General features: G+C 67.1%; 12 protein-coding genes and 1 pseudogene. 4 read left to right on the forward strand and 9 right to left on the reverse strand.

The genetic code is table 11. The features are described from left to right. Positions 1-19: 19 nt before the first annotated feature. Together hyi and gcl are read right to left on the reverse strand one after the other, a co-directional pair. The gene (hyi, locus tag ACIP1U_RS11265) at positions 20-802 is read right to left on the reverse strand and encodes a hydroxypyruvate isomerase (RefSeq protein ID WP_400314718.1); all 783 of its coding nucleotides are present in this window, start codon (positions 800-802) and stop codon (positions 20-22) included. A gap of 146 nt (positions 803-948) precedes the next feature. After that, complete coding sequence (gene gcl, locus ACIP1U_RS11270) at positions 949-2,733, reverse strand: glyoxylate carboligase (protein WP_400314720.1); 1,785 nt, start codon at positions 2,731-2,733, stop codon at positions 949-951. Between the two features lie 293 nt (positions 2,734-3,026). Here gcl and ACIP1U_RS11275 point away from each other — a divergent pair, with 293 nt between their 5' ends. After that, positions 3,027-3,752: a hypothetical protein gene (locus ACIP1U_RS11275; protein WP_400314722.1), complete on the forward strand. Its 726-nt coding sequence runs from the start codon at positions 3,027-3,029 to the stop codon at positions 3,750-3,752. Positions 3,753-3,795: 43 nt separating this feature from the next. On the opposite strand, the gene ACIP1U_RS11280 is transcribed toward ACIP1U_RS11275, so the two are convergent. Together ACIP1U_RS11280 and ACIP1U_RS11285 are read right to left on the reverse strand one after the other, a co-directional pair. Further along, complete coding sequence (locus tag ACIP1U_RS11280; protein WP_400314723.1) at positions 3,796-5,010, reverse strand: M20 aminoacylase family protein; 1,215 nt, start codon at positions 5,008-5,010, stop codon at positions 3,796-3,798. A 29-nt stretch (positions 5,011-5,039) separates the two neighbouring features. Further along, positions 5,040-6,377 (reverse strand): MFS transporter, encoded by a 1,338-nt coding sequence (locus ACIP1U_RS11285; protein WP_400314724.1) that lies wholly within the window; start codon positions 6,375-6,377, stop codon positions 5,040-5,042. Between the two features lie 381 nt (positions 6,378-6,758). Here ACIP1U_RS11285 and ACIP1U_RS11290 point away from each other — a divergent pair, with 381 nt between their 5' ends. From ACIP1U_RS11290 to ACIP1U_RS11300, 3 genes are all read left to right on the forward strand, one after another. After that, the gene (locus tag ACIP1U_RS11290; RefSeq protein ID WP_400314725.1) at positions 6,759-7,709 is read left to right on the forward strand and encodes a LysR family transcriptional regulator; all 951 of its coding nucleotides are present in this window, start codon (positions 6,759-6,761) and stop codon (positions 7,707-7,709) included. Positions 7,710-7,772: 63 nt separating this feature from the next. Continuing rightward, on the forward strand, positions 7,773-8,693 hold the full coding sequence (locus tag ACIP1U_RS11295) for a LysR family transcriptional regulator (protein ID WP_400314726.1): 921 nt from the start codon (positions 7,773-7,775) through the stop codon (positions 8,691-8,693). A 15-nt stretch (positions 8,694-8,708) separates the two neighbouring features. Then, on the forward strand, positions 8,709-9,095 hold the full coding sequence (locus tag ACIP1U_RS11300; protein WP_400314727.1) for a DUF2784 domain-containing protein: 387 nt from the start codon (positions 8,709-8,711) through the stop codon (positions 9,093-9,095). A 10-nt stretch (positions 9,096-9,105) separates the two neighbouring features. On the opposite strand, the gene ACIP1U_RS11305 is transcribed toward ACIP1U_RS11300, so the two are convergent. From ACIP1U_RS11305 to ACIP1U_RS11325, 5 genes and pseudogenes are all read right to left on the reverse strand, one after another. Next, positions 9,106-9,939, reverse strand: a complete 834-nt coding sequence (locus ACIP1U_RS11305) for a crotonase/enoyl-CoA hydratase family protein (protein WP_400314728.1) — start codon at positions 9,937-9,939, stop codon at positions 9,106-9,108. A 39-nt stretch (positions 9,940-9,978) separates the two neighbouring features. Continuing rightward, positions 9,979-10,560: pseudogene (locus ACIP1U_RS11310) on the reverse strand (long-chain fatty acid--CoA ligase); the annotation flags it as partial. Positions 10,561-10,755: 195 nt separating this feature from the next. Continuing rightward, a complete protein-coding gene (locus tag ACIP1U_RS11315; protein WP_400314730.1) occupies positions 10,756-11,541 on the reverse strand; it encodes an enoyl-CoA hydratase-related protein in 786 nt (261 codons plus the stop codon). A 55-nt stretch (positions 11,542-11,596) separates the two neighbouring features. Further along, complete coding sequence (locus ACIP1U_RS11320) at positions 11,597-12,400, reverse strand: SDR family oxidoreductase (RefSeq protein WP_400314732.1); 804 nt, start codon at positions 12,398-12,400, stop codon at positions 11,597-11,599. Between the two features lie 600 nt (positions 12,401-13,000). After that, a complete protein-coding gene (locus ACIP1U_RS11325) occupies positions 13,001-13,693 on the reverse strand; it encodes a GntR family transcriptional regulator (protein WP_400314734.1) in 693 nt (230 codons plus the stop codon). Positions 13,694-13,734: the final 41 nt, after the last annotated feature.

The raw sequence follows: 13,734 nt of genomic DNA on the forward strand, positions 1-13,734 counted from the left end.
TGCGGGGTTACCGCGGGGCTTACTGCACGCCGTGCGCGGCGCGCCAGCCCAGGCCGGCTTCCGTCGTGGTCTTCGGCTTGTATTCGCAGCCGATCCAGCCGGTGTAGCCGATCTCGTCCAGGAACTTGAACAGGTACTGGTAGTTCAGCTCGCCCGTGCCCGGCTCGTTGCGGCCGGGGTTGTCGGCCAGCTGCACGTGCTTGATCTTCGGCAGGTTGGCCTTGATGGTGTTGGCGATCTCGCCTTCCATCCGCTGCATGTGATAGATGTCGTACTGCACGTACAGGTTGGGCGCGTTGACCTGGTTGATCAGGTCGACAGCCTGCTGCGTGCGCGACAGGAAGAAGCCGGGGATGTCGAAGGTGTTGATCGGCTCGACGAGCAGGTCGATATGCTCGGCGGCCAGCGCGCTGGCGGCGAAGCGCAGGTTTTCCACCAGCGTTTCCTGGGCCTGCTCGCGCTTGACGTTCTGCGGCAGGATGCCGACCAGGCAGTTCAGCTGGCGCACGCCCAGCACCTTGGCGTACTTGATGGCCTCGCCCACGCCGTCCTGGAACTCGCCGACGCGGTCCGGGTGGCAGGCAATGCCGCGCTCGCCCGCGTCCCACTTGCCGGCGGGCAGGTTGTGCAGCACCAGGTCCAGCTGGAAGCGGTTCAGTCGGTCAGCGATCTGGTCCGCGTGGAACGCATACGGGAAGAGGAATTCCACGCCGCGGAAACCCGCGCGCGCGGCGGCTTCGAAGCGGTCGAGAAAGCCCGCTTCGTTGAACAGCATGGTGAGGTTGGCCGCAAGTTTGGTCATTTGTCATCTCCTGTGACTTGGTTTTTCTTGTCGTTCCCGCACATACCCGGAGGGCACGTGGGCGGGAACCCAGTGACTTTTGAAAAGACGCTGGATCCCCGCTTTCGCGGGGATGACGGATGGTCCTGCAGGGGGCGGGAAGCGTCTTACGCCGTTTCCACTTCTTCGGTCAGGATGGCTTCGTCGGCATCCTCGATGTCCTCGATCGGCTCGAACTCGTTGATGTTGTCGATCTCGGTGCCCATCGCGATGTTGGTCACGCGCTCCAGGATCACCTCGACCACCACTGGCACCGAGAATTCGGCCATCAGGTCGCGCGCTTCGGCGAAGGCCGGGGCGATGTCTTCCGGCTTGAACACGCGGATCGCCTTGCAGCCCAGGCCTTCCACCACCTTGACGTGGTCGACGCCATAACCGTTCAGCTCGGGCGCGTTGACGTTGTCGAAGGCCAGCTGCACGCAGTAGTCCATCTCGAAGTTGCGCTGCGCCTGGCGGATCAGGCCCAGGTAGGAGTTGTTCACCACCACGTGGATGTACGGCACCTTGAACTGCGCGGCCACGGCCAGTTCTTCGATCATGAACTGGAAGTCGTAGTCGCCCGAGATTGCCACCACATCCGAATCCGGCGAGGCAGTCTTCACGCCGATCGCAGCCGGGATGGTCCAGCCCAGCGGGCCGGCCTGGCCGCAGTTGATCCAGTGACGCGGCTCATTGACCGACAGGAACTGCGCGGCGGCGATCTGCGACAGGCCGATGGTGCTGACATAACGCACGTCGCGCGGGAAGTACTGGTTCATCTCGCGGTACACCCGCTGCGGCTTGACCGGCACGTTGTCGAAGTCGCTCTTGCGCTGCATGGTGCGGCGGCGCTTCTGCACGTCTGCGACCCACGACTTGCGGCACGGCAGGCGGCCGGCCATCTTCATTTCGCGGGCGACTTCAACGAACAGCTCCAGCGCGGCCTTGGCGTCCGAGACGATGCCCAGGTCCGGGCCGAACACGCGGCCGATCTGGGTGGGCTCGATATCGACGTGCACGAACTTGCGGCCCTTGGTGTAGACATCGACGCTGCCGGTGTGGCGGTTGGCCCAGCGGTTGCCGATGCCCATCACGAAGTCCGAGGCCAGCAGCGTTGCGTTGCCATAGCGGTGCGAGGTCTGCAGGCCGACCATGCCGGCTTGCAGCGGATGGTCGTCGGCCAGCACGCCCCAGCCCATCAGGGTCGGCACCACCGGCACGTTGACCAGTTCGGCGAACTCGACCAGCAGTTCCGACGCGTCAGCGTTGATCACGCCGCCGCCGCACACGATCAGCGGGCGCTCGGCCGCGTTCAGCATCGAGATGGCCTTCTCGATCTGGGCGCGCGAGGCAGCCGGCTTGTACGGCTGCAGCGACTGGTAGGTGTCGATATCGAATTCGATTTCGGCCACCTGCACGTCGAACGGCAGGTCGACCAGCACCGGACCCGGGCGGCCCGAACGCATGATGTGGAAGGCTTGCTGGAACACCTGCGGCACCAGCGCCGGCTCGCGCACGGTCACGGCCCACTTGGTCACGGGCTTGGCGATCGATTCGATATCGACGGCCTGGAAGTCTTCCTTGTACAGGCGCGCGCGCGGGGCCTGGCCGGTAATGCAGAGAATGGGGATCGAATCCGCCCAGGCCGAGTACAGGCCGGTGATCATGTCGGTGCCGGCGGGGCCCGAGGTACCGACGCAGACGCCGATGTTGCCGGGCTCGGCACGGGTGTAGCCTTCGGCCATGTGCGAGGCGCCCTCGACGTGGCGGGCCAGCACGTGGTTGATGTTGCCCGACTTGCGCATTGCCGAGTAGAACGGGTTGATGGCCGCGCCCGGCACGCCGAACGCCGTGGTCACGCCTTCCTTCTCCAGCACGGCGATTGCCGCGTCGATTGCTCTCATCTTTGCCATGATCTTGTCTCCAATGGTGGTGGGATTCGCATTGGAGTCGATCCTATTCCCCGAACCGGGCTGGATAAACAGAAGGACGATCAGTTGATTCGATACTTTGGGTATGGAATGTGGCCTTGGAAGCCTGATGAGACGGTCCCCGCTGGCACGCCAGCGTATGCAATTGGATATATGGTGTGATGAAGCGGCCACGCTGCGCAGCGGTAGGTACGCCCCGGCACCGCTCGTCGTGCTGACTATCCGGCACGTGCCTGAGCGGCGAAAATGGCGCCATCCTGTTGCCCATGCCGACTATGTATTCCAGGCTCCCGCCCACCTACGAACTGCTTGAAGCGCTCGAAGCCCCCAGCGCGCCCGCGCCGCCATCGGAAAGCCCGCCGGCCGGTGGGCTGGCCCGCTTGCTGTGGATCGGCTTTGTCGTCGCGCTGGTGGCGACCCTGCTTGGCGGCGGGGCGCTTGCCGTGTGGCGGCTATGGCTGAAGCACCCGGTGCCGCCGTGGTCGCTGCGCGCGTTTGAGGCGTTCCTGGCCACGGCGGCCGCCTGCTATGTGGGTGCCGGGCTGGCGCGCACGCGCTCGGTGCTGGCCAGGCTGCGCAACCCGCTGCGCTGGCAAGCCCGAAAAATGGACCGCCAGCGCGCGGCCGAAGACGCGCTGCTGCGACAGTTGGCGCGCATTCCGCCGGCGCAACTGGAGGCGCGCCAGCGGCGCGTGGCCTTGCAGCTGCGGTTATGGGAAGGCGCCGCGCGTACCGTGGGCTTGCTGCTGGCGCTGGCGCCCGCCGCGGTGGTGCTGGCCAGCATGTGGCGTACCTTGCCGCGTCCGGAGCAGACGGTGCCGCTGCTGCTGTGGGGCTATGGCGCGATGCTGGTCGCCGGTGGCGCCGGCTACTTGTACCTGCACGTGCAGTGCAGCCGGCCGCTGCGGCGGCTGGCCTACGTGCTGGGCGAGGCCGCGCGGATGAATGCCGAACTGGAGGCGCGGCGCGCCCAACGCGCCGTCGCCCGGCAGGAGGCGTGAATCAAACTGGCGTACTCAAGCAAGCGTACTTAATCAGACGTGATCAGGCTGCGGCGAGATAGGCCTGCACCAGCCGCACCCAGGCCGCCGCGCCCAGCGGCAGCACGGCGTCGTTGAAGTCGTAGCCGGGATTGTGCACCATGCAGCCGCCGAACTCGCCTTCGCCATTGCCAAGGATCAGGTAACACCCCGGCACTGCGTCAAGCATCCACGCGAAGTCCTCGCTGCCGTTGAGTCCCTTCGGCGCCTGCGTGACGACGTTGTCCGCGCCGACCAGCTCGGTGCAGATGCGCTGCGCCAGCAGCGTTTCGGCTTCGGCGTTGACCATCGGCGGCGTCAGCTGGCGGTAGTCGATCTCCGCTTCCACGCCATGCGCCTGCGCCGTCAGCGCGACGATCTCGTGGATGCGCTGCTCGACCAGCGCGCGCGTCTCGGGCCGCGCGGCACGCACGTTGAGCCCCAGCGTCACGGCTTCCGGAATCACGTTGTGCGTGGCGCCGCCGCGTATAAAGCCGACCGACACCACTGCGGTATCGTCCGGCGCGACATTGCGCGCCACGACCGTCTGCAGCGCGGTGACGATGGCCGCCGCTGCCGCGATCGGGTCGCGCGCACGGTGCGGCATCGCGCCGTGGCCGCCCACGCCGCGCACGGTCACGTCCGCCACGTCCGATGACAGGCTCACCGGCCCCGGCAGCACGCGGAACGAACCCGCCGGCACGCCCGGCATGTTGTGCAGCGCGAAGATCGCATCGCACGGGAAGCGCTCGAAGAGCCCGTCCTCGATCATCGCGCGCGCGCCGCACAGGTTCTCCTCGTCGGGCTGGAAGATCAGGTTGAGCGTGCCATCGAAATCGGACTGGTCGGCAATCGCCCTGGCCGCCGCCAGCAGGATCGCGGTATGGCCGTCGTGGCCGCACGCGTGCATCTTGCCGGGCACGCGGCTGGCATAGGGCAGGCCGGTGGACTCGGTGATCGGCAGCGCGTCCATGTCGGCGCGGATGCCGAGCCGGCGCGTGCCGCTGCCGCGCTTGAGCCGGCCCACCACGCCGCTCTTGCCGATGCCGGTGTGGACCTCGTAGCCCCATTCGGCCAGCAGCGTCGCCACCAGCCTGCTGGTCGCGCCGACCTCGAAACCCAGTTCGGGCTGCGCGTGGATCTGGCGGCGGATGCCGACGAAGGTTTCGGCGTCGATGCCTATCGCCGGCAGCAGGTGCGGCAGGTACTGGAATGGCTGAAGCGTCGGTGCTCGGGTCATGGGATTGGTCTCCGAAAAATGCATAGGGTTCAGTGGGCGCGGGTTTCGCGGATGCGCAGCACGGCGAGCAGCGTGATCACGCTGCAGACCAGCATGTAGAAGGCCGGCGACATCGGGTTGCCGGTGCGGGCCAGCATCCACGTCACGATGAATTGCGACGAGCCGCCAAACACGGTCACGCCCACGCTGTAGATCACCGACAGGCCGCTGGCGCGCACGCCGGCCGGCAGCATCTCCAGCATCATCAGGAACATCGGCGTGGTGCCCAGGTTGACCAGCGCGGTCAGCAGCGCCGACACGCACAGCACCAGCGGCACGCTCGGGTAGGCATTGATCAGCCAGAACGCCGGGTATACCGCCAGCATGCTGAGCACCAGCGAGGCCACCACCAGCGGCTTGCGCGCGACCAGGCGGTCAGCGAGGCGGCCGGCGAACAGCGACACCACCGTCAGCGTCAACCCGGTGACACAGCCCGACAGGAACGACAGTGACGCCGGCATATGCAGCACACGGATCATGTAGGTCGGCATGAAGAACACCACCAGGTACATCGTCGCGGTGCCGGCCGTGGTCGCCAGGATGCCCTTGAGCACGGTGGTCCAGTGGTTGCGAAACAGCTCGCCGAGCGGGCTCGGCGCATGGGCGTCGGCCTGGTGGGTTTCGTCGAGATGCGCACGGATATACAGCCCCACCGGCGCGATCAGCAGGCCGACCAGGAACGGTATGCGCCATCCCCAGCTTTCCAGCGACGCGGTCGGCAGCACGGCGTACAGCGTGGCGCCGGTGAGCGCGCCCAGCAGCGCCGAGATGCCCTGGCTGCCGAGCTGCCAGCTGACGCGCCAGCCACGGCCCTTGACCCCGCCGGCTTCCATCAGCATCGCGGTCGAGGCACCGATCTCGCCGCCGAGCGAAAAGCCCTGGAGCAAGCGCCCCGCCACGATCATCAGCGAGCCGGCAATGCCGGCCGACACATACGGCGGCGCCAGCGCGATACATAGCGTACCCAGCACCATCAGGCCAATGGTCAGCGTCATCGCCGCCTTGCGGCCGCGCCGGTCGGCGTAGCTGCCGATCACCACGCCGCCCAGCGGGCGCATCACGAAGCCGATGCCGAAGGTGGCCACCGCCAGCAGCAACGAGCCGTAGGGACTGTCGGAGGGAAAGAACAGCTTGCCGATCAGCAGCGAGAAGAAGCTGTAGACGGTGAAATCGAACATCTCCAGCGCATTACCCAGCGAGCACGCCGCGATCAGGCGGAACTGGCTCTGGTTGCGGGGCCTGCTGGCGGTGGCGGTGGCGATGGCGGTGGCGGTGGCGGTGGCGGTGGCCGCGACGCTGGCAGGCGTTGCGAGGGTGGCGTCGTTCATGCAAGGTCTCCACGAACTGGTGGGGGGCTGCACGCACGGCGGACCGGTGTTGTAGGGGCCCGGTGCCCAGGATCGGCTCGCGCGGCAGTCAGGTTGGCAACCTGTGGCGCTGAGTATTCAGGCAAACGGACCGGGACGAAGAATCATATATTTTCATCCTGATAACCAGATCGAATCACCGTCATAACCGGTGGCTTGCGGGTATAAGGTTAACTACTGAAGCCGGCTGCAAAGGCCCTGGTGGTGAGCCTGCTGATTGAGTCCAAGCTGCGCATGTTCTCTCCCCTTGCTCTCCCATTCATGGGAGAGGGGAGCAAACCGGCGGCATGGTCGACTTGTCAGCGCGGTAAGTGAGCCTTTGGTACTAACCAAGCACAAACGATGAAGCTGCACCAACTGCGGGTCCTGCTGGCCGTGGCCGAGCACGGCAGCATCCATGAAGCGGCGCGCGCGCTGCATATCTCGCAGCCAGCGCTGTCCAAGGCGATTGCCGAGCTGGAGCGTGAGCTGGGCGTGACGCTGCTGTCGCGCTCGGTGCGCGGCGTCAGCCTGACCGCCTACGGTCTGGCGCTGGTCAAGCGCGCCAGCGTGGTCGAGCAAGAACTGCGGCACGCGCTGGAAGACATCGAGTCGATCCGCGGCCATGCAGAGGCCGAGCTCAATATCGGCTTTACCGCGGTGGCGTCTAGCGGCCCGCTTCCCGCGGCGATCGCGGCGTTCCGGCAGCGCTTTCCCAACGTGGCGCTGCGGGGCTTCGAGCTGCGCCCGCAGCAGATCCAGGAAGGGTTGCGCGAGGGGCGGCTCGACCTGGGGCTGATCTCCACCAACAGCGGCCCGGGCTCGGCGTCGCTGCAGTGGGAGCCGCTGTTCTCGGTCGGCATGAAGCTGGCGGTGCGCGCCGGCCATCCGCTGCGACGCACGCGCCGGCTGCGGCCACTGCTCGACGCCGACTGGCTGGTGCTCGATCCGGTCGACGATGCCGGCAGCCCGCTCGCCAGCCTGATGCGGCTGCACCGGATGGAGATGCCGCGCCGGGTGGTGCAGAGCGCATCGAACCTGCTCGGCCTGCAACTGGCCACCCGCACCGACCTGATCAGCATGTGGTCGGATTTCGTCTTCCACGGCACCGGCGGCCCGTTGCAGCTGGCCAGCGACCAGCTGGTGCCGCTGCCGATCCAGGATGAGCTGCCGGATTTCCGCGTGTTTCTCGTCTATCGCTCGGTCGACCTGATGACGCACGCGTGCGCCGAATTCAGCCGCGAAGTGCGGCATTGTGCCCGCCAGCGCCGCGACGCGCCGCCCGCCATGCGCCGGGCCCGATCTGCTTCATAAGCGCCGCCGGGATGCCACGGCGGCGCCGATGCCGCACAATGGCGCCCGGGAGACTGATATCTGATGGACAAACTCAAGCAAATCGAAGCCTTTATCGCCGTGGTGGAGCATGGCAGCATGGCCGCCGCGGCGCTGACGCAGAACGTCACGCCGGTGATGATCGGCCGCCGCATCAACGCATTGGAAGCGCGTATCGGCGTCAAGCTGTTGCACCGCTCCACGCGCCGCATCGCCGTGACCGAGCAGGGCGCAGTGTTCATGGAGCAATGCAAGAAGGCGCTCGCCGACCTGGACCGCGCCGAGATGCTGATCGCCGAAGGCAAGCACAAGGCCACCGGCCACCTGATCGTGTCGGCGCCGGCCGCGTTCGGCCGCAAGCATGTGGCACCGCACGCGCCGGCCTTCCTGGCCGCCAACCCGGAAGTGCAGATCTCGTTCAACCTGACCGACCGCGTGGTCGACCTGGTGCGCGAGGGCTATGACGTGGGCATCCGCATCGGCGGCGCGATCGACCCCAACTTTGTCGCGATCAAGCTGGCGTCGAACAAGCGCGTGGTGTGCGGCACGCCCGCTTACTTCGCCAAACACGGCGTGCCGCAGACGCTGGACGACCTCGAGCACCACAACTGCCTGGCGTTCAACCTGCAGGGCGGCCAGCAGCGCGGCTGGTACTTCAGCCAGAACGGCAAGACCGTGACGGTGCGCGTCAACGGCAACCTCGACTGCAACGACGGCGAACTGCTGCACCGCTGGACCGGCGAGGGACTGGGGCTGGGCTGGCGCTCAACCTGGGAGATCCTGCCGCAACTGGAGAGCGGCGAGCTGATTACCGTACTCGATGAATACGCGCTGCCCGACTACGACATCCTCGCGGTGTATCCGCAGCAGCGCCCGGTGCCGGCGAAGATCCGCTTCTTTATCGAGCACCTGAAAGCGCAGTTCGCGCGCCCCGGCTACTGGATGGCCGGCGGCAACGGCGACTGAGCGCAACGGGGCGAGATGGCGATGGCAGCCTGGCTGGCCGATCTGGTCGTCGTCGTACACGGACTGTTTATCGTGTTCGTGGTGGCCGGCGGCCTGCTGGTGCTGCGCTGGCCGCGGCTGGCCTGGGTGCACGTGCCGGCCGCCGTGTGGGGCGTTCTGATCGAGTGGGTCGGGGGGACCTGCCCGCTGACGCCGCTGGAAAACGCACTGCGCCGTGCCGCGGGGGAGGCGGGCTACAGCGGCGGATTCATCGAACGTTATTTATTGCCGCTGATCTATCCGGCGGGCCTGACGCCTGCCGTGCAGTTCTGGCTCGGCCTGGTAGTGCTGGTGGTCAACGTGGCGGTCTATGTGGTGTGGTGGCGCCGCAGGCGCCACCACCGCCACCACCGCCACCGTTGAGCGGCAGACATCAACGCGCCGGGTCAAAACGCGGCGCGCGTTTCTCCATGTTGGCCAGCACCGCCTCACGCTGGTTGGAGGAGCCGACCAGGCGGTCCTGCTCGTCCGACTCAGCCTGCAGGATGGCGGCATTGTCGCCGCGCTCGACCAGCGCCATCAGCCGCTTGGCAGCGCGGATCGCATCCGGGTTCTTCTGCGCGACCTGGCGCGCCGCTGCCAGTGCCGCTGCGCGCGGGTCGTCGGCAACGTAAGTGGCGAGCCCCAGCTCGCACGCTTCGGTGCCGCTGAGCACGCGCGCGCTGTAGATCAGCTCGCGCAGCACGTCGGGACGTACCAGACCGCGCGTCAGCACCATGCCGGCCATATCGGGCACGAGGCCCCATTTCATTTCCATCACCGACAGCTTGGTATCGGGCGCGACGTAGCGCACGTCGGCGCCCAGCGCCACCTGCAAGCCGCCGCCGAAGGCCACGCCGTGCACCGCCGCGAACACCGGCACCGGCAGTTCGCGCCACACCATGCAGGCATATTGCGGGCGGTTGGAAATGCCATTGGTGCGGTTGCCGAGCCGTCCGCCGCCAATGCTGTCGCTCTCGCTGCTGCCGCCATCGCCGGACAGCATGCCGGCCATGCGGCCCATGTCCAGGCCCGCGCAGAAGGCGCGGCCTTCGCCCGACAGCACCACGGCGCGCAGGTCCTGCGTGCGCGCCAGTTGCTCGCCGGTCTCGATCAGTGCGTCGAACATCGCCTGGTCGAGCGCATTCATCTTGTCCGGTCGGTTCAGGCGGACGTCGGCGACGCCGCCTTCGATGGTGACGATGATCCGTTCATTGCTGGCGCTCATGCGCGGGCTCCTTGGGTTGGTGTTGTCGGTGTTGTCGGTTCAGGCACTGCGGGCCGTGTCGACGGTCGGAAGCACATGGTCGCGATAGGTGTCGCGCAGTTTTACCTTGAGCAGCTTGCCGGTGGCGGTGTGCGGCAGCGCGTCGACGAAGACCACGTCGTCGGGCACCCACCAGCGCACCATCTTGCCTGCCAGGTAGTCGAGCAGCTCGGCCGCGCTGACGTCATGGCCCGGCCGTTTCACCGCGACCAGCAGCGGGCGCTCCTGCCACTTGGGATGGGGCACGCCGATCACCGCGGCCTCGGCCACGGCGGGGTGGCCCATGGTGGCATTCTCCACGTCGATCGATGAGATCCACTCGCCGCCGGACTTGATAACGTCCTTGGCGCGGTCCACCAGCTGCACGTAGCCGTCGGCGTCGATGGTGGCGACATCACCGGTATCGAACCAGCCGCCGGTATCGAGCGCGTCATGCTCCGCCTTGAAGTAGCCGGAGGCGATCCACGGCTCGCGCACCTTGAGCCGGCCAAACGCAATGCCGTCGTGCGGCAGCGCGTTGCCGGCATCGTCCTCGATGCGCAGGTCCACACCCCACAGCGCTCGGCCCTGCTTGAGCTGCACTGCGCACGGTGTCGCCCACTACCGTGCGCGAGACGATCTCCTGTCTCGGGTGGTACGCCGCGGCATATTCGATCAGCGAAGAAATCAACAACGGACGGTCTAGCATGAGGCCAAGCATGATGCGTCTCCAGGTGCTGTTTTCCTTGCCCCGGCAACGGCCGTCGCCGGGGGTGCTGCAAACGGCGAGGCAGCTGCTCAGCGGCCCTTGAATTGCGGCTTGCGCTTCTCGACAAAGGCGGCCACGCCTTCCTTGCAGTCTTCGCTGCGGCTGGCGCGCGACTGCAGCGTGGCTTCCACTTCCAGTTGCGCGGCGAGGTCGTTGCCGAAGCTTTGGTTCAGGGCTTCCTTGATCATGCCGTAGGCCAGCGTCGGCATGGTGGCGAGGTGGTGCGCGAGCTTGCCGGCTTCGTCCTGCAGCGTGGCATCGTCATGGACCTTCCACACCAGGCCGATGCGGTGCGCTTCTTCGGCGTCAATCTTCTCGGCCAGGATGGCCAGCGCGCGGGCGCGCATCTCGCCGGCGTAGCGCGGCAGGAAGTAGGTGCTGCCGGCATCGGGGATCAGGCCGATCTTGGAGAACGCCTGCAGGAAGCTGGCCGAGCGGCCCGCCAGCACCACGTCGCCGGCCAGCGCCAGGCTCATGCCCGCACCGGCCGCAACGCCGTTGACCGCGGTGATGACCGGCTTGGGCATCTGGCGCAGCGCAAGGATGATCGGGTGATAGCGCTCGCGCAGCATCTGGCCGGAATCCTGCAGGCCGTTGCCACCGGACTGGCGCGCGGCCAGGTCGGCGCCGGCGCAGAAGCCGCGGCCAGCGCCGGTGATCAGCACGGCACGCACGTCGGCGTCGGCCGCGGCGCGGTCCACGCCTTCGCGCAGATCGCGCATCAGGTCAGCGTTCATCGCGTTGAGCACGTCCGGGCGGTTCAGGGTCAGCGTCGCCACGCCTGCGCTGGCTTGGTAGAGCACGGATGCTGTCATCGTTGGATCTCCATGTATCGTTGTGGTTGCTCTGGTGAATTTGTTGGGTCGCGTATCAGCGCATGGGCTTGAGCGCATCGGCCGATGCGTCACCCAGCTTGCTGCCGCCGTCGCAATCAAGGATGGTGCCAGTGACAAAGTGCGCGTTGTCGCTGCTCAGGTACATGGCGGCGTCCGCGATATCGTCCTTGGTGCCGTAGTCGCGCAGCGCCAGGCGGGCCTTGTAGCGCGCCTCCACCTCCGGCGTCGGCGCCAGCCGCGCCATGCCTTCGGTATCGGCGATCGGTCCGGGCGAGATACCGTTGACGCGCACGCCGGCCGGGCCCCATTCCATTGCCAGGCACTTGATCAGCATATTGATGCCGGCCTTGGCTGCGCAGGCGTGGGCCTGGAACATCATGGCGTTGACGCCCTGCGGCGCGGTGATGGCAATCAGCGACGCCCCCGGCTTGCTCAGATAGTCAAAGCTGGCGCGGAACACATTGAAGGTGCCGAGCAGGTCGATGTCGACCACGGTCTTGAACGCATTGGCCGACATGCCGACCACCGGCGCGAGGAAGTTGCCGGCGGCGCCGGAGATCACCACGTCGATCGGCCCGAGTTCCTGGTGCGTGCGCGCCAGTGCAGCCTCCACCGCTGCATAGTCGCGCACGTCGGCCGCCATGCCGATCGCCGTGCCGCCCGCGGCAGCGATGCCGTCGGCGGCGGCCTGGATGCGGTCCTCGGTACGGCTGATCAGCGCCAGCTTCGCGCCAGCGCGGGCGAAGCCGTGCGCGATGCCGAGGTTGATGCCGGAAGAAGCGCCGGCGATGAATACGGTCTTGCCGGCAAAGGCGTCTGCGCGGAAGGCACTGGGCATGGTTGGTCCTCTTGATCGATGGTCAGGCAATGCGAGGGGCGGCAGCGCTCGCCAGGGGCGGGGCGCTCAGGAAACGAAAATCGGGAGCGGGTGCGAACACAGGCTGAACGGCCGCGCGGGCGCGGTGCGATCACGCATGATGGGTCTCCATGACGGTTGTTCTGGTGCGCGTCCGCGGCGATGCCGCGGCGCAGGCCTCTGTGTTGGGCCCTCGCGATCCTAACCCGAAGCTCGCGTTCGGTTATGGCCGCTTTATTCAGCGCTGGGAGCTGGGCGGCGCGGCAATGTGCGCGACCCCGCACGGCCTTGCTGCTGCCGGCGCTTGCACAAGTGATTGGCCGGAAAGGGGAAATGCCGCGCTGCGGCATCGTTCGGCAGGAGCCGCGGGCCAATGATGCTCAGCGCTGCGAAAGCCAGCCCTCAGAAAAAAGAAAGCCCGCACACCGTTGCAGCGTGCGGGCGGCCTTCCGGCGATATGCGCGGAAGGCGGAGTGCTCATGAAGTGCGCCCCCGCGTCTTCATGGCGAGGACAAGTGTGCCCGGGCGCGGCCCAGGCCGCTTTGACTCACGTCAAGCGCTGGTCAACGGCCAGCCCTGGTCCTACGCCAGCAGCGCCGCGACCAGGTCCTTGCCTCGTGCCGCCGGCGCGGTTTCCTCGAAATGCAGCGCGCTTTCGACATGGCTGAGGTGGTCCACCATCAGCGTGACGGCGCGCTCGACATCGCCCGCGCGCGCAGCCTCGATGAACTCGCGATGCTCGTCCGACGAGCACGCCGCATCGCGCCGAGACTGGTACAGCATGGTGATGACCGCGCTGCGCGTCGACAGTTCGCGCATCATCTCGGTCAGCACGCCGTTGCCGACCACCTCGGCCAGCACGATATGGAAATCGCCCAGCAGCCGGGTGCGTACCTGCGCGTCGTTGCCGCCCAGCGACTTGCGCTCGGCGGCGAGGTGTTTGTCAATGCGCTTGTAGTCGGCCGCGGTCGCCTTGGCGACGAACTCGCGCGCCAGCGCCGCTTCCAGGATGCGGCGCACGGCGAAGACTTCGCGCGCCTCTTCCGCGCTGGGCTTGGCGACGAACGCGCCCTTGTCCGGCACGATCTGGATGACCTTGTCCTTGGACAGCATCAGCAGCGCCGCGCGCACCTTGGTGCGGCTGACGCGGTAGACGCTGGCCAGCGCCTCCTCGCGCAGCTTGGTGCCGGGCGGCAGGCGGTGCGAGACGATCGCCGCGACGATGTCGTCGGCGATCGCTTCAGCGGTCATGTCGGGATCGATATGCTCGGGCATGGCAGCGCACTTGCGCAGGGGCTGCGCGTTGGGGAAATGCC

The organism is Cupriavidus sp. NPDC089707, from assembly GCF_044748965.1.
Lineage (GTDB): Bacteria > Pseudomonadota > Gammaproteobacteria > Burkholderiales > Burkholderiaceae > Cupriavidus.